The 16,044-nt window shown below is 48.8% G+C and carries 15 protein-coding genes and 1 tRNA gene; 11 read left to right on the top strand and 5 right to left on the bottom strand.

All coding sequences use genetic code 11. The features are described from left to right. Positions 1-45 precede the first annotated feature (45 nt). Positions 46-1,014, top strand: coding sequence for a class II fructose-bisphosphatase (gene glpX / locus FJQ58_RS03385; RefSeq protein WP_139991020.1), 969 nt, complete (start codon positions 46-48; stop codon positions 1,012-1,014). Between the two features lie 1,261 nt (positions 1,015-2,275). On the opposite strand, the gene FJQ58_RS03380 is transcribed toward glpX, so the two are convergent. Both FJQ58_RS03380 and FJQ58_RS03375 read right to left on the bottom strand, forming a co-directional pair. Next, a complete protein-coding gene (locus tag FJQ58_RS03380; RefSeq protein ID WP_139991019.1) occupies positions 2,276-2,956 on the bottom strand; it encodes a TIGR00266 family protein in 681 nt (226 codons plus the stop codon). A gap of 216 nt (positions 2,957-3,172) precedes the next feature. After that, positions 3,173-3,712 (bottom strand): phosphatidylglycerophosphatase A family protein, encoded by a 540-nt coding sequence (locus tag FJQ58_RS03375; protein WP_139991018.1) that lies wholly within the window; start codon positions 3,710-3,712, stop codon positions 3,173-3,175. Between the two features lie 131 nt (positions 3,713-3,843). On the opposite strand from FJQ58_RS03375, the gene FJQ58_RS03370 reads away from it, so the two are divergent. From FJQ58_RS03370 to rdgB, 3 genes are all read left to right on the top strand, one after another. After that, positions 3,844-4,896, top strand: coding sequence for a GerMN domain-containing protein (locus FJQ58_RS03370; protein WP_139991017.1), 1,053 nt, complete (start codon positions 3,844-3,846; stop codon positions 4,894-4,896). A gap of 179 nt (positions 4,897-5,075) precedes the next feature. Then, positions 5,076-5,813, top strand: a complete 738-nt coding sequence (gene rph, locus FJQ58_RS03365) for a ribonuclease PH (RefSeq protein WP_139991016.1) — start codon at positions 5,076-5,078, stop codon at positions 5,811-5,813. 5 nt (positions 5,814-5,818) lie between these two features. Next, positions 5,819-6,481, top strand: coding sequence for an RdgB/HAM1 family non-canonical purine NTP pyrophosphatase (gene rdgB / locus FJQ58_RS03360; protein ID WP_139991015.1), 663 nt, complete (start codon positions 5,819-5,821; stop codon positions 6,479-6,481). A gap of 103 nt (positions 6,482-6,584) precedes the next feature. On the opposite strand, the gene asnB is transcribed toward rdgB, so the two are convergent. Then, positions 6,585-8,429, bottom strand: coding sequence for an asparagine synthase (glutamine-hydrolyzing) (gene asnB / locus FJQ58_RS03355; protein ID WP_139991014.1), 1,845 nt, complete (start codon positions 8,427-8,429; stop codon positions 6,585-6,587). A 132-nt stretch (positions 8,430-8,561) separates the two neighbouring features. On the opposite strand from asnB, the gene FJQ58_RS03350 reads away from it, so the two are divergent. Continuing rightward, complete coding sequence (locus tag FJQ58_RS03350) at positions 8,562-8,900, top strand: hypothetical protein (protein ID WP_139991013.1); 339 nt, start codon at positions 8,562-8,564, stop codon at positions 8,898-8,900. Between the two features lie 164 nt (positions 8,901-9,064). After that, complete coding sequence (locus FJQ58_RS03345; protein ID WP_139991012.1) at positions 9,065-9,673, top strand: P-loop nucleotide/nucleoside kinase family protein; 609 nt, start codon at positions 9,065-9,067, stop codon at positions 9,671-9,673. Between the two features lie 87 nt (positions 9,674-9,760). Here FJQ58_RS03345 and FJQ58_RS03340 read toward each other — a convergent pair whose 3' ends face one another. Then, on the bottom strand, positions 9,761-10,654 hold the full coding sequence (locus FJQ58_RS03340) for a LysR family transcriptional regulator (protein ID WP_162341277.1): 894 nt from the start codon (positions 10,652-10,654) through the stop codon (positions 9,761-9,763). A 115-nt stretch (positions 10,655-10,769) separates the two neighbouring features. Here FJQ58_RS03340 and FJQ58_RS03335 point away from each other — a divergent pair, with 115 nt between their 5' ends. Next, on the top strand, positions 10,770-11,231 hold the full coding sequence (locus tag FJQ58_RS03335; RefSeq protein ID WP_139991010.1) for an HPP family protein: 462 nt from the start codon (positions 10,770-10,772) through the stop codon (positions 11,229-11,231). Between the two features lie 109 nt (positions 11,232-11,340). On the opposite strand, the gene FJQ58_RS03330 is transcribed toward FJQ58_RS03335, so the two are convergent. After that, positions 11,341-11,417, bottom strand: a tRNA-Arg gene (locus FJQ58_RS03330). A 239-nt stretch (positions 11,418-11,656) separates the two neighbouring features. Here FJQ58_RS03330 and FJQ58_RS03325 point away from each other — a divergent pair. From FJQ58_RS03325 to clpX, 4 genes are all read left to right on the top strand, one after another. Beyond that, the gene (locus FJQ58_RS03325) at positions 11,657-12,562 is read left to right on the top strand and encodes a hypothetical protein (protein ID WP_238403756.1); all 906 of its coding nucleotides are present in this window, start codon (positions 11,657-11,659) and stop codon (positions 12,560-12,562) included. Positions 12,563-12,650: 88 nt separating this feature from the next. Then, positions 12,651-13,940: a trigger factor gene (tig, locus tag FJQ58_RS03320; RefSeq protein WP_139991009.1), complete on the top strand. Its 1,290-nt coding sequence runs from the start codon at positions 12,651-12,653 to the stop codon at positions 13,938-13,940. A 231-nt stretch (positions 13,941-14,171) separates the two neighbouring features. After that, positions 14,172-14,765: an ATP-dependent Clp endopeptidase proteolytic subunit ClpP gene (clpP, locus tag FJQ58_RS03315; protein WP_139991008.1), complete on the top strand. Its 594-nt coding sequence runs from the start codon at positions 14,172-14,174 to the stop codon at positions 14,763-14,765. Between the two features lie 16 nt (positions 14,766-14,781). Beyond that, positions 14,782-16,038, top strand: coding sequence for an ATP-dependent protease ATP-binding subunit ClpX (gene clpX, locus FJQ58_RS03310; protein ID WP_076271649.1), 1,257 nt, complete (start codon positions 14,782-14,784; stop codon positions 16,036-16,038). Positions 16,039-16,044: the final 6 nt, after the last annotated feature.

Raw genomic sequence — 16,044 nt, 5'->3', positions numbered from 1 at the left:
ACTAATGAATGGTTCCGTCATACGAGAGCAGAGGGAGACTTGAAAATGGAGAGAGAATTGGCATTAGAGCTTGTACGGGTTACGGAGCTGGCGGCACTCGCATCCGCGCCATGGATGGGGAGAGGCGATAAGAATAGCGCCGACGGAGCAGCGACATCGGCCATGCGCTCGATGTTCGATTCCGTATCCATTCGGGGCACCGTCGTTATTGGTGAAGGGGAAATGGACGAAGCTCCGATGCTCTATATCGGTGAAGAAGTCGGCAGCTTGAATGGGCCTGAGGTTGATGTAGCAGTTGATCCGCTTGAGGGTACGGAGATTGTGGCGAAAGGGCTGAACAACGCCATGTCCGTTTTGGCTGTAGCCGGCAAAGGGCAGCTGCTTCACGCTCCGGATATGTATATGGAGAAACTGGCCTTCGGACCCGCGCTGGTAGGCAAGCTAAGCATAACGGATCCCATGGATGTCACGCTTCGTAAAGCGGCAGAGGCGTTAAATAAGAAGGTATCGGATTTGACGGTAATGATTCTGGATCGCACGCGCCATGAAGCGATTGTGAAGGTTTTGAGAAAGGTTGGCGTTCGGATAAAGTTTTTGTCTGACGGGGACGTCGCGGGAGCGATGGCTCCCGCCTTCCCTGAGGCCGGGATTGACCTCTACGTGGGCTCGGGCGGCGCACCTGAGGGTGTTATTGCTGCAGCAGCCTTAAAGTGCTTGGGAGGCGAACTGCAGGCCCGCCTGATGCCTGCTGACGGCAATGAGTACAATCGTTGTGTGCAAATGGGCATCGAAGACCCATATCGGGTGCTGACGATGGAGGATATGATCGGAACCGGCGACGTTTACTTTGCAGCCACTGGCGTGACGCCTGGCGAGTTTCTCGGGGGAGTGCAGTATTTCCCCGATCAGCGGGCCGAGACCCATTCCATCGTCATGCGCGCCAAGACCAAAACCGTGCGATTCGTCCGCGCGCTCCACTACTTGCCGAACAAAACCTTTTTGAATGAAAAGTGATTTGTTTGCTGGATAAAAGGTCATTAGATGAAAAGTGGTTTACTTGCTGGATAAAAGCTCAATGAATGATAAGTGATTTGCTTACCGGGTTAGAGGTGGTTGAACGAAAGTTATTTACTTGCAGGATAAAAGGTCATTAGAAGAAAGTGGTTTACTTGCTGGATTAGAGTTCATTGAATGTAAAGTGACTTGCTTGCTGAATAAAAGACCATTGAACGATAAGTAATTTAATTGCCGAATTAAGATTCATTGAACGAAAATGATTTACTTGTTGGATAGAAGGTCGTTGAACGAAAAGTGACTTACTTGCTGGATAAAAGCTCAATAAACGATAAGTAATTTACTAGACGGATAAAACTTTTTTGAAGGACAACAGATTGAATGCAGAAGGTTTGTTTTCTTTTCAATGCTTGAATGTGGCTGTCCCGAAGGTCATTGTGACTTGAAGGGACAGCCTTTTCTTTGGAATATAGGAAAGTATATCCTTAGACTATACATTCTCTATATTTCTCGGAATGAAACGCGTTGCGCCACCAGAGGACGGAGACAGCCGTTTCACCTTGGCTGTTTTAACTTAATTCTTGATTTGTTGCTTTGAATGGAAGGGGAATGGTTAGGTTTCTAAACCTTCTCTCGTTATCCTTCATATTGTCAACCTTTGTATGGTATGAACAAATTGAACGCCTCCCCATTTGAAATAGATGGAATTTGTACCGCTATTTTTGAGCATTTAAAGGTTTTAGTTTGTTTAGCAGGATTTTCTCCCGCTAATTCAGGTCAAGTTGCCCAATACGGCTAGAAACGTTGAATTTAACGGGACAAATTCCCGTTATCTCTTATACCCAACAAATAACGCTAATTTAGCGGGAGAAATTCCTGATAAAAGCTATTCGTACCGGGAGTTGGCTTCTCGAAAAAGAGGAATTGCAGCTCATTTTGTTATCAACCTAAGTTCTTCTGAAATAAAGCAATAGATGAAATTGTAAGGGCAGAAGCAGATATTAGAATAGACCAACTTAAGCAAAGCTGATGTTGAGCAAGGTTTAAAGAGTGGGTATAGGAGGGGGGATGGAATGAAGCGATAAACAATATGAGGTGACCGCGAGCAGGACGATTTTTTTAGAGAAATTGTCCTGCTTGCGAGTTACTCCAAGAATTTTTTGAAAAAAGCGGTAACAGTCAACGTAATCCTTGGTAAGCTATTATTGCTATTGCTATTGAAGATGCCAATGATTGTAGGGGAAATTGCTAAAGTATCCTGCTAGTTACCGCCCGGAATGAACTTTTTCAGCCATGAACCGAAGCTTGCCGGATTGCGGGTTTGGATTAGAACGACGCCTTCTCCGCGGAAGCGGCAGACGAGTCCCTCGCCGCTCGTAATACTGGAGAGCCAGCCCTTGGCTGCTTTTTCTATCGTATAATTCATATAGCCAGGCCAAGCGACCAGATGGCCGTTATCGATGATTACTTCTTCCCCTGGACCCAGGTTCACCGCATGGATCGCGCCATAGGAAGACAGGAAGACGGTACCTTTGCCGCTAATTTCCACGATAAAAAAACCTTCTCCGGAGAGAAGTCCTCTACTGAGATTTTGCATTTTTGTGTTAACCTCAATACCGCTCGTGCCTGCGAGGAATCCATCTTTTTGTACATACAGCTTATAAGAGCCGTCCAGCTCAATCGCTTCGATATCCCCAAGGGAAGGAGGAGCGAGCTGAACCTCGCCCCCGCCTCTTACCGCCGTCATTTCTTGGAAAAAGAACGTTTCCCCGCTCAGCATTCTGCCTAGTCCCCGCATGAAGCCGCCATCGGTCGTTCCTTTTAGGTCGATGCTTGGCGACATGGATACCATGGCTCCCATTTCAGCCTTGACGCTCTCGCCAGGATTCAACCTGACCTTAAGCATCGCGAAGGCGCCTTTATAGAAAATGTCATAATTCATGAAATGAACCTCCTAAAGGGTTTGCGAAGCAAAGCCTGCTTCGAAAGCATCAGCTTAGGGTTTGCGAAGCAAAGCCAGCTTCGAAAGCACTAGCTTAGGGTTTGCGAAGCAAAGCCAGCTTCGAAAGCATAAGCTTAGGGCTTGCGAAGCAAAGCCTGCCTCGAAAGCATAAGCTTAGGGTTTGCGAAGCAGTGCCTGCTTCGCATGGGTTTCTAGCTAATCCAGCGGAGGCTGTGTAACGCCTTCGCGCTCTGCTTGTCTGCGATGGGCCATCCGGCTTGCAGCCGATGCTGCGATAGCTCCAACGATATCGTCCAAGAACGTATGGATTTCACCGTCGGCTTTGTCGTTGAGCTTAACGAGAATGCCGGGCTTCAGCTTATCGACATAACCGAAATTCGTAAACCCGATGCTGCCATACACATTGACAATGGACAATGCCAAAATTTCATCGCATCCATAAAGGCTCTCGTCGTGCTTGATCATATCCTGCAGCGGAGCCATTAGCTTGCCTTCCTCGGCGAGAATATCGAGCTGGATGCCGGTCAATACGGCGTTTTGCACCTCGCGCTTCGATAGGACGGCATCAATATGGACGATGCAATCCTCAGGCGTTAAGCCAGGGAAATAGTCTTTTTGCAAAAAATGCACAAGCTCGGCGATAGCCAGCTTCGTTACTCCGCGTTTGAGGAGCCATTCGTCTGTCGCCTCGGCCACTTTGCGGCTGTTTAGGCTATAAATTTCGGGATTGGACATGTTTTTATTCCCCCTTAGGATTTTATGGACAAAACTGGTCTAAAAAAGGGAAGGGCTCGTATACATAGTACTACAAATAAGGAGTTGTACAAAGCCGCCAGGCAAAACTTGATTAGGGAGGAAAGGTCAATATGGTTCAAAAAAGATGGATTAGGGGTGCTGTTCTTTCTGGAGTGTTGGTTCTGCCCATTCTTACCGCTGGCTGCGGGTTGTTCTCGCAAGAGACAAGCAAGTCAATCGATCCGCCGCAGGTTGAGGTAAAGGAAGGCGTGGACGGCGCAGAAACCGGACAGGCTGTGCTTCCCGGCGGAGATACGCAAATGACGGTATATTTGGAGGATCGTAATGGCTATCTAGCTCCAATCTCCCTGCAAACAACACTGGGCACAAATGAAGTAGCTGCCCAAAAAGCACTTGAAATGATGGTAGAGAATGGAGCGTACGCGAGCCAGCTGCCTGAGGATTTCCGCGCGGTGATTCCGCAAGGAACACAAATTAAATCGTATAAATATGACAAGGAACAAAAGCTTGCCACCGTTGAGTTTTCGGAGCCCTTTGCCAGCTATAACCCACAAGATGAGAGAACGATCGTAGAGGCAATCACATGGACACTAACCGCTATGACAGGAATTGAAGGGGTTGAAATCTGGTATGAAGGGGCGAAGCTACCCGAGATGCCTCAAGATGGCTTCCCGCTTGACGATAAATTGACTCGCGCAGTTGGGATTAACATTGAAGCTGCCGAAGGTGTGAATTACGCACAGTCGACGCCGGTTACGCTCTATTTCTCGGCACAGACGTTAAGCGACGAGCAGTATTATGTTCCGGTCACTCGTCTTGTTGCCCGTTCGTCTTCGCCTACCCAAGCGGCACTTGAACAGCTTATCTCGGGTCCGCTTAACAAAAAAGAACTTACCAGCGTCATTCTCCCTGACGTACAAGTGAAAAACATTGTGCAGGACGGAGATGTCGTTACAGTGGATTTGGAGGATGAGGGCTATCTAGGCGGCGAAAAGCTTCCGACAGAAATGCTGCAGGCGCTTGTGCTGTCGGTGACGGAAAATTCGGATGCGACATCGGTACAGATTAAAGTAAACGGCGAGTCGAATGTCGTAGACTTGAATAACAATTCCTACAGCGAGCCGGTAGGCAGACCGCACCATGTAAATGCCATCAAATCCTGACATCATCACATCAATAGAAAAGAAGAAGCCGTTCCAAAGGAGATTCCTTTGGGCGGTTTTTTTCTTTTTATAGGCCTACAGATGCAATTCGACTTTTACTTTGTTAAAATAGGAAGGATTGTTGGATGGGATGGAGCATTTTTCTAATAATACAATGTTTGACTCAGGAGGAAATGAGCATGAGAAACGACGGACGGCAACCGAACCAGCTTCGGCCGGTAACGATAACGACAGGTGTGAATAAATACGCGGAGGGCTCGGTCCTTATTGAAGTAGGAGAGACGAAGGTCATCTGTACAGCAAGTATTGAAGAGCGGGTTCCTCCTTTCATGAAGGGACAGGGAAAAGGGTGGATTAATGCGGAGTATGCGATGCTGCCACGCGCAACGCACACGCGGAACATTCGTGAAGCAGCCAAGGGCAAGCTCACAGGTCGGACGATGGAGATTCAGCGCCTAATTGGGCGGGCCCTTCGCTCCGTCGTCGATTTGCAGGCGCTCGGAGAGCGGACGATTACGCTGGATTGCGACGTTATTCAAGCCGATGGAGGAACTCGTACGACGTCGATCACTGGCGCGTTTATTGCTCTGGCAATCGCCGTGAACAAGCTGACCGAAAAAGTACAGTTCGCAAGATACCCCATTACTGATTTTTTGGCGTCCGTAAGCGTTGGTGTTATTCAGGAGAAAGCCTTGCTTGACCTAAATTACGAGGAAGATTCCAAAGCCAAGGTCGATATGAACGTTGTTATGACGGGCGGAGGCAAATTTGTTGAGGTACAGGGTACAGGCGAGGAAGCTCCGTTTTCGAGGGAAGAGCTTAACCAACTGCTTGCGCTTGGAGAAGCGGGCATCGCGGAGCTGATCGGCAAGCAGAAGGAAGTGCTTGGACCGCTCGCAGCCCGCATAGGAGGCTAGCAACAATGGCTAAGCATTCAGTTTTGTCCCATGATGTTATCGTTGTAGCTACCAAAAATGCCGGAAAAGTAAAGGAATTCGCATTCGCGCTTGAGAAGCTGGGCAAAAATACCGCTAGCTTGCTCGATTATCCGCAAATCCCGGACATTGTCGAGGACGGCGATACGTTTATGGCTAACGCCCGCATTAAGGCAAAGACGACGGGCGATGCGCTGGGTGTCCCCGTGCTTGCGGATGATTCAGGACTGCGCGTCTTTGCATTAAACGGAGAACCAGGCGTATATTCCGCCCGCTATGCAGGCGAGAAAGCTTCGGACAGCGATAATAACGCCAAGCTGGTCCGCGAGCTTAAACAATTGCAGGAGAACCAGAAGCTGGCTGATTTAGGTCAGCTGCCCGATGGCTCGCAGAAGCTGAGCGATGCGCAGTTCGTATGTGCGTTAGCTCTGTATGATCCGGCAACTGGACTGTTCGTTGAAGCGGAGGGTACGGTCGATGGCGTCATCACCGATTTGCCGCATGGCACGGGTGGCTTCGGCTATGATCCATTGTTTTGGCTGCCTGAGCTAAGCCGTGGCATGGCCGAGCTGTCCAAGGAAGAAAAGCAGCAGATCAGCCATCGCGGGGCAGCCTTGAAGCGTTTGCTGCCACAGTTGGAGCAAGCATGATAGAATAAAAAGAACATATAACACCCCCATGGCTGAGACGGTTTATCCGGCTCGGCCATGGGGGTGTTTTTTTGCGGCATCCTATATAATGGAAGGGAAAACGTCAGCCGATGACTACTTTATATTGCTTCAGCCAAAGGTTGACTTGATACAAATAGGCAAACAGCTGAGGGCCGGACATCAATTGCCCGAACCAAGGAATATTCGATTTGGCGGAATCGGACTCCGCAAGCTCTCTAACCTTTTTGACATTAATCAATGGAAGGAGCGGGGAGCTTGGGTCATTCAGCACGTCCAGCAGCAGTCCTTTGACGGCAGCCAAATAATTTGGATTATGCGTTTTGGGGTACGGACTCTTTTTGCGTGTCAGGACATCCTCAGGAAGCACGCCGCGCAGCGCCTTGCGCAAGATGCCTTTTTCCCGGTCGCCCGAGGTTTTAATTTCCCAAGGGATGTTCCATACGTATTCCACCAGGCGATGATCGCAAAAGGGAACGCGCACCTCAAGCCCAGCAGCCATGCTCATGCGGTCTTTGCGGTCCAGCAGCGTAGGCATGAAGCGCGTAATGTTTAAATAAGACATTTGCCGCATCTTGCGCAGCTGCTCGCTTTCGCCATCCAAATGCGGGACCTCGGCTATCGCTTGCGCGTACCGGTCTCCGATGTAGTCCAGCGGCTTGATCCAGGCAGCAACGTCGGGAGCAAGCAGGTCTGCGCGCATCGCTGATGCGAGCGACCATGGGAACGTATTTGCGTTCAGTGCCTCTTCTCGGTGAAACCAGGGATAGCCGCCGAAGATTTCATCCGCCGCCTCGCCTGATATAGCAACCGTGGCGTCCTTCTTGATCTCATGGCAGAAGAGCAGCAAGGAAGCATCAACATCGGCCATTCCGGGCAAATCCCGCGCCAGAGTCGCTGCTCTTAATGCGCCTACGAGCTCCGGCGTATCGAATTGGATCGGATGATGAACCGTGCCCAGATGCGAGGTCATTCTTTCGATCCATGGCGCATCGCTGTTCGGCTGGAAGGCGTGGGCTTTGAAATGCTTGTCATTATCGGTATAATCCACCGAATACGTGTGGACATTTCCTTGGCCGTTATCATTGTAATACTGCACGGCAAGCGTCGTCAGAGCGCTGGAATCCAGGCCGCCCGAGAGCAATGTGCAAACCGGAACGTCGGAAACGAGCTGGCGTTCCACCGTATCCTGCAGCAGCTCGCGCACACGTTCCGCGGTGCCGTCAACATCCTGCCCGTGGGGGCTGCTTTGAAGCTGCCAGTACGTAACCGTCTTGACGCCTGAGCGATTGACCGTTATGCAGCGTCCTGGCCTCAGCTCGCTTATTTGCTTATATACCCCATGGCCGGGCGTGCGGGCGGGACCCAGAATGAAAATTTCAGCAAGCCCTTCAGCGCCTACCTCAGGCTGTACAGCTGGATGGGCGAGTACGGCTTTCTGCTCCGATCCGAATATAAACAAACCGTCCTGCGTGCTATAAAATAACGGCTTTACGCCAAGCCGGTCGCGTGCGAGGAACAGCTCTTGCTCGGCAACATCCCATATGGCAAATGCGAAAATACCATTAAAACGCTCAACGCAGCCTTTGCCCCATTCCATATAGGCGACCAGAAGAACCTCAGTGTCGCAGTTTGTCGTAAAAGCTCTGCCCCTGCTTTCCAATTCCTTGCGCAGCTCGAGCGCGTTATACAATTCACCGTTATAAACAATGACAAATTTGTCGTCACCGGTATGGCGGATCATCGGCTGAGCTCCGTTCTCTGGGTCAATGACGGATAAACGCCGATGTCCCAGGGCGCAATGCGCTGATATCCACGTGCCGGAAGCGTCGGGACCGCGCGGTGCAAGGGTGTCAGTCATCGTTTCTAAGCTCTCACTATGCTTAGTCAGATCACGGTTCCAATCGATCCAGCCGGTAATTCCACACATCGATCTCATTCCTCTCTTTTGCTGGTCTCAAAGTAGCGATAATATCAGTTATATGCGAAAAAAGGGATAAAATGTCTGTCCATCAGGGGATGCTATAGGAAGCTGCAAAAGTGAAGCAAGCAGGGAAGGGGCATGAGGGTATTGGCAGATTTGGAAGCAGGCGGCGAACGCAAGCCCTATTACGTATCGGTTCAGGCAGGGCAAATATTAGAGGACCCTCAAGCTGCAGCTTATGAGCTGGAGGTCAGCTTAAATGAAAGGGAGCATATCAAGCTCCGCGAGCTGTTTGACGAGCTCTCCAGTATGGATGAGGCAGAGATGTTTCATTTCTCTCATAGTCCTTTTGGCGCGGCAAGCGACAGCCAAATCAATGCAGGATATGATGGACTCATCCAGCAAGTCTACAAGAAGCTGTATGAGTACGGTACAGATGAAACCAAGCGTCATATTGAATCGATGCAGCTTCTCTGACCTGGTTCAGAACGAAGAAGGATGTCTCGTCAGTGAAAGGGCTGCGAGGCATCTTTTTTTGGAATCCTATAGTGCTGCGCTTTCATTTTCATGCGGCATTCTAATCTATTAAATCAATCTTAAAAGTGATATACTTCTACAAAAAATAGTGGAGGGTTTTACTTTTGCAAAAGTTGGTTTTTTTCGTCGGAGTCGCAGGCACAGGCAAGACAACAGTAGCAAGGAAGCTGGCGGAGCGCATTTCTGCAGCATTTTTGGACCGGGATACGATTGGCGGCAGATTTGTTGAAGCTATCTTGGAGCTTAACGGCTTTGATAAGAGAGATCGTGATTCAGCGTATTACAAAAAACATTTGCGGGATTTGGAATACGATACGGCCAAGGATGTATGCATTGAAAATTTGGCTGCCGGACAGAATGTGTTTATGATTTCTCCCTTCACGGCTGAACTGAAAAATAAGCAATGGATCGAAGAGGTAGTCGAAGCGGCAGGCTTGACGCTGCAAACGGTAGATGTGAAGGTTGTCGTTGTGACCCTTCAAGATATGGAGCTGCAAAAGAACCGCATTGTTGGGAGAAAGACCGAGCGTGATCAGTGGAAGCTGAATAATTGGGGCGATTTTGAGAAAAGGATCGAGTTTGTCCCGCAAATCAACTGGGATATACCGAGCTCCTCTGTGCATATCTTTGATAACAGCGGCGAGCTTACCGATGAGAAATCAGAGCAATTATTCCAATTTATTTCTGAAAAACAAACAACCTTGTCGGTTTAAACAACTGGGCATCGTTAAATAAACAAGGGGCGGTTTCTTACGGTTATTTACCGCAAGAAACCGCCCTTTTTTCTTTCTAGAAAAAACTTAATCTTCTGAGAAATATGCTCTCAGCTTCAAAATAAAGGCCTGCGATGCAGCGTTCGGTTCAATGGACTTAGGAGTAATGATCCCGTGTGTCAAGGTGATATCCTGGCTGTAGGGTAAAGAGACAAGCGTCCCGGCAGCAAGCTCCTGAACGATATTGGAAGCGGGCACGAAAGCAATTCCCATACCGCAGGCGACCGTTTGCTTCATTAATTCCACGCTTGAGAACGTTAGGTAATCTGTAAGGGTGACATCAGCTTCCTCGAGTACGGAGCGCCCATAAGTATGGTAAATGCAATGATCTCCGAAGCTGATGAAGGCGCAGTCGTATAAGGAACTCCACCCGAGCCGTTCGAAGCGTTCAGATATGGCAGGTGAGCAAATGAGCGTGAGCTTCTCTTCCAATAGAGGCATGAACCGTAGATCCTCGCGGTCAGGCGGCTTGGGCACGATGCCAAGGTCGATGCGTCTGTTTGCTACCTGGGCAGTAATATCATTTTGCAGGCCGGGGGTTAAATGAAGCTTAATTTTCGTAAATTGTTGAAGAAAATCCGTTAGGAAACGCGGCAAATGGGAGATGGCAAACGACTCCAATGCCCCTATACGCACAATGCCTGAGGGTGAACCAGATGGTTCCAGCGCTTCCTTAAGCGATTGCCCAAGTTGAATGAATTGATAGGCAAAGGGAGCAAGCTGCATGCCGGCTTCCGTTAGCTCCACGCCGCGCGGCAGCCGGTGAAACAGCTTTTTGCCGCTCGCATTCTCCAAATGGCGGATATGCGACGTTATCGTTGATTGCACATATCCAAGCCGATTTGCGGCTCGGCTGAAGCTTTTCTCCTCCAATACGGCAACGAACGTAATGAAAAACCGACCTTCCCATGACTCCAGCATGCCTTCACCCCTTAGGTATTTCGAATTGAAATGCATCATATCGTAAACATTCAATATTAAAATGGTTATGCCTATGATAGCATGAGGTCTTATAAAGAGAAATGGGGTGTGGCAAATGCCTGTAAAATGGAATTGGAAGCCGCTTGCGGCAGCCGCTGGAGGAACAATCGCCATTGCAATTCTATTGCTTCTAGGAGATGTGATGTCGATCTCGCTGCTCATGGCACCTTTCGGTGCCAGCTGTGTTATTGCTTTCATATTGCCGGATAGCCCGCTTGCCAAAGCAAGAAGCATCATAGGAGGTCATGTCATCAGCGCGGGGGTAGGTCTTGTTATGCTTCATTTATTCGGGACATCGATCTGGTCGCTCGCGCTCTCCGTTGGGTTATCCATCCTTCTAATGCAGTACACGCGGACAGTGCATCCTCCTGCGGGAGCTGATCCGCTTGTTGTCATGCTGGGCGGCGCTGGTTGGTCTTTTTTGATCACGCCGGTATTGCTTGGCGCAGTATTGATTGCACTCGCAGCATATGGCTATCGCAAGCTGCTTTCTTCAAAAGCAGCGAAGCGAGAATAACGAAGAAAAGGTTGCTCTCCGAGGCATTATACGGAAAGCAACCTTTATTATTTAGTGAGCTTTACAACAAAAAAGCCACCCGTTAAGGTGGCTTAAATGGAAGTGTTAATGGCGTCCCGGAAGAGATTCGAACTCCCGACCGACGCCTTAGAAGGGCGTTGCTCTATCCAGCTGAGCTACCGGGACACAAGAAATAATATAACACATGGAATAATTTTATTGCAAGCCCTTTTTTATATTTCTACAGTTTTTATTGTAAAATAGCATTTATGATCGGTTCATATGCGACATTTGTTTTTTCTTTTGCTTGTACATGGTATAATCGATCGCAAGATTGAACGAATCAACAAACGGCGTGACCATAAGGCGGTGTTATCATTACGACTCCCAATGACACACAAGGCGACAACAAGGATAACGTTTACTTGTTCCCTAGCATGCTGGACCATTATCAGGTACAGTTAACCCGTATGCTAGAAGCGGAGCAATACGGGGAGGCCAAGGGATTGCTGCGCTTTTTGCTGCAATGCCAGGGCGAGGATGCGCGCCATTATGAAGAATGGGACAGCCTTCTGACATGGCTCGACATGGCTTTCCCTGAGGACGGACATAGTGGGGACGGCACCGGTTTTCTCGTGGCGGCGCCTGATAAGGAAGAGGATGAAGCTGCGATACGCGAGCAGCTGCTGAATCCTCCCGATCAGGACGAAGCCTACGTAAATCAGGTGATCTACATTATGCAAAATCATCCGATGATCGATCAGCAAATACTTGCCCTTGAACGCGCTGCTTATATTCAATCTTCGGATCTGAATGAATCGATCAGGAACTGGCTGGCTACCCAGCAGGTTCACCCGGTCGTTCAGTTTAAGGCGCTTCAATGCCTCCGCAAGCGGGGGGCGGAAGGCTCGCTGGTGCTTGAGAGGCTGGGAGAGACCGTAGAGCTTGAGCTAGACGCCACGCCCCTTTCTATGGACGATTTTCCATCGCCGGTCAATCGGATATTGGAGCGGACGGAGCAGGTTGCTGAGGTTGATGATCCGACCTTGCCGCATTTTGCCAGAGAGCTTTGGAAGGAAAGTTTGCAGTTTTTGTATGGTACGGCTGCTTATCATTGGATGCTGAGGGAAGACGAGGATACAGTTGACTATTTTGCGGCTGCGCTGCATTTGACGCTGCTTCTTACCGTTTACGGCTCGGCGAACGATGACGATATTCGTGATACATACGGCATTACCGAAGGTTTAAGGTTCCGTTATGAACAAGCGTGCAAGGCGCTCAGGCAGGTGGCTGTCCTGCAGCAAACGGGCGATGATGAACCAGAGTCTTGATAATCTGGCCCAGCTTGTTTATAATAGAATGGTTTATGAAACGTGATAACTACTGATGCATGAGCATTTTCGGAGGGGAAGGCATAAAATGAAAGCAACTTGGGAAAAAATAGACAAGAACATCGTGTCGATCGACGTGGAGGTTGAAGCGGAGAAAGTCACTGTCGCTCTTGATCAAGCATTTAAGAAAGTCGTTCAAAAAGTAAACGTACCTGGATTCCGTAAAGGTAAAGTGCCGCGCGGCATTTTCGAATCCCGTTTCGGAATTGAAAGCCTGTATCAAGATGCCATTGACATCTTGCTTCCAGATGCTTATTCCGATGCAGTAAAAGAGCATGATCTTGAGCCGGTTGACCGTCCTGAGATCGATGTTGAGCAATTCGCAAAAGGCGAAACGTTCAAGTTCAAAGCAAAAGTGATCGTTAAGCCGGAAGTTACGCTTGGCGAATACAAAGGCTTGGAAGTTGAAGCCGTTGTATCCGAAGTTACCGAAGAAGAAACCGCAGCTGAGCTGGAGCGTTTGCAGCAGCGCCATGCTGAGCTTTCCGTAGTTGAGGAAGGCGCTGCAGAAAACGGCGACATCACCGTTATCGACTTCGACGGTTATGTAGACGGCGAAGCATTCGAAGGCGGAGCAGGCGAGCGTTATTCACTGGAGCTTGGTTCCAACTCGTTCATCCCAGGCTTCGAAGAGCAAGTAGTCGGCATGCAAATCGGCGACTTCAAAGACGTTGAAGTAACGTTCCCAGAGGCTTACCACGCAGAGCACCTTGCTGGCAAACCAGCGGTGTTCAAAGTGAAGCTGCACGAAATCAAACGTAAGAGCCTACCAGCTTTGGACGATGAGTTCGCCAAAGATGTTAGCGAATTCGATACGCTTGAAGAGTACAAGCAAGATCTTGTAGGGAAATTGAAAGAGCGCAAGGACCAAGAAGGCGAGCAAGCTCGTGAAACAGCGGTAGTTGACAAAGCTACAGCAGCTGCAGACGTTGAAATTCCTGAGCCGATGATCGCTACTGAAATTGATTACATGCTCAAAGATTTCGAAAACCGTTTGAAAATGCAAGGAATGAACATGGAGCTTTACTTCCAGTTCTCCGGCCAAAGCGAATCGGTTCTTCGCGATCAAATGCGCGTAGACGCAGAGAAACGCGTTCGCAACAACCTTGTGCTTGATGCAATTGCTAAAGCAGAAGGCATCGTTGCTGGCGACGAAGATTTGAACGAAGAGCTTGAGAAGCTGTCCAAATCTTACAACCGTCCTACGGAAGAGCTGCGCGACATTTTCGAGAAAAACGGCAACTTGAACAGCTTGAAAGAAGATATCTCGCTTCGCAAAACAATCAAATTCTTGCTTGAAAACAGCAAGACTGTATAATCGGTCACATAAGCATAATTAAATAAATGGTTTGACTCAGGATAAGGCACGTCATTGGTACGTGCCTTATTTTGACCCTACATATGAAATGTGTTTGCCTTGGAGGTTAAACTCCGTACATATCGAACGGCCGTCGTCGTATACTGTTAGTACTTGGAAAAATGACATCATAACAACGACGTGTTACAATAAGTAAGTAACCAAAGTCATAAACGAAAAGAGGTTGGTCGCATGAATCTAGTACCGATCGTAGTCGAACAAACGAATCGCGGGGAACGTTCTTACGATATTTACTCCCGTTTGCTGAAGGACCGCATTATTTTCCTTGGGAGCGCAATCGATGATGATGTAGCAAACTCCATCATTGCACAGCTGCTGTTTCTGGCGGCCGACGACCCAGAGAAAGACATACATCTGTACATTAACTCTCCTGGCGGCTCCGTGACCGCGGGAATGGGTATTTTTGATACGATGCAATATATTAAGCCTGAAGTGTCCACGATTTGCATGGGCATGGCAGCAAGCATGGGCTCGCTTCTTCTTACCGCCGGCGCCAAAGGCAAGCGGTTCGCGCTCCCTAATGCGGAAGTTATGATCCATCAGCCGCTTGGCGGCGTTCGAGGTCAAGCATCCGATATCAAGATCCATGCGGACTGGATTTTGAAAACCAAACAAAAGCTGAACCAAATTTACGTAGATCGCACCGGCCAGCCTTATGACAAAATCGACCGCGATACCGACCGTGACAATTTCATGAGCGCGGAAGAGGCTCTTGCCTACGGTTTGATTGACAAGGTGATTACAGCACCGGTATCGACGATTTAATCGAAGGGGTGATTACATGTTTAAATTCAACGACGAAAAAGGCCAGTTGAAATGTTCGTTCTGCGGCAAATCGCAGGATCAAGTACGTAAATTGGTTGCCGGTCCCGGCGTCTATATATGCGATGAATGTATCGAGTTGTGCACCGAAATTGTTGAGGAAGAACTCGGCAATGAGGAAGAGCTTGATCTGAAGGATATTCCGAAGCCGAAAGATATCCGCGCTATTTTGGATTCTTATGTTATCGGTCAGGAATTTGCGAAAAAATCGTTGTCTGTAGCGGTATATAACCATTACAAACGGATCAACTCCGGAAGCAAAATTGAAGACGTCGAATTGCAAAAGAGCAATATTTTGCTGTTAGGTCCTACGGGATCAGGCAAAACCTTGCTTGCGCAAACGATGGCTAAAATTTTGAACGTACCTTTTGCCATTGCAGATGCAACTTCGCTGACGGAAGCGGGTTATGTCGGCGAGGACGTTGAGAACATTTTGCTGAAGCTGATTCAAGCAGCGGATTACGACGTTGAGAAGGCTGAACGCGGAATTATCTATATCGATGAGATCGATAAAGTTGCCCGCAAATCAGAAAACCCTTCAATCACGCGTGATGTTTCTGGCGAAGGCGTTCAGCAAGCGCTATTGAAAATTCTTGAAGGTACAGTAGCTTCTGTTCCGCCGCAAGGCGGACGCAAGCATCCGCACCAAGAATTCATTCAAATCGATACAACCAACATCTTGTTCATTTGCGGCGGTGCGTTCGATGGCCTAGAGTCATTGATTAAACGCCGGATTGGCAAGAAGGTCATTGGTTTTAGCTCGACAGGCGAATTGCAGAAGGATCTGAAAGCGGGCGAATACCTCACGATGGTACTGCCAGAGGATCTGCTGAAATTCGGACTAATTCCGGAGTTTGTTGGTCGTTTGCCAATCATTTCGACTTTGGAGCCGCTTGATGAGCCAGCGCTTGTTCGGATCTTGTCCGAGCCGAAGAATGCTCTTGTTAAGCAGTACCAGAAGCTCCTTGAGATGGACAACGTCAAGCTTGATTTCGAACCGGCCGCTTTGGATGCGATCGCCAAAGAAGCAATCAAGCGCAATACGGGAGCCCGGGGACTTCGTGCCATCATCGAAAGCATCATGCTTGAGGTCATGTACGAAGTGCCATCGCGCGATGATCTTAGCACCTGCTTGATTACAGAGCAGACGGTTCAGGAAAAAATCATGCCGGAGCTTACAGCTAAGAAAAGCAAGAAAAAGGAAGAGAGTGCGTAAACCCGC

It is taken from the genome of Paenibacillus paridis (assembly GCF_006345825.1).
In the GTDB taxonomy this organism is placed as follows: domain Bacteria; phylum Bacillota; class Bacilli; order Paenibacillales; family Paenibacillaceae; genus Pristimantibacillus; species Pristimantibacillus paridis.
The sequence above is the reverse complement of the archived record's forward strand: the minus strand, read 5'-3'. Positions and strand labels throughout refer to the sequence as shown.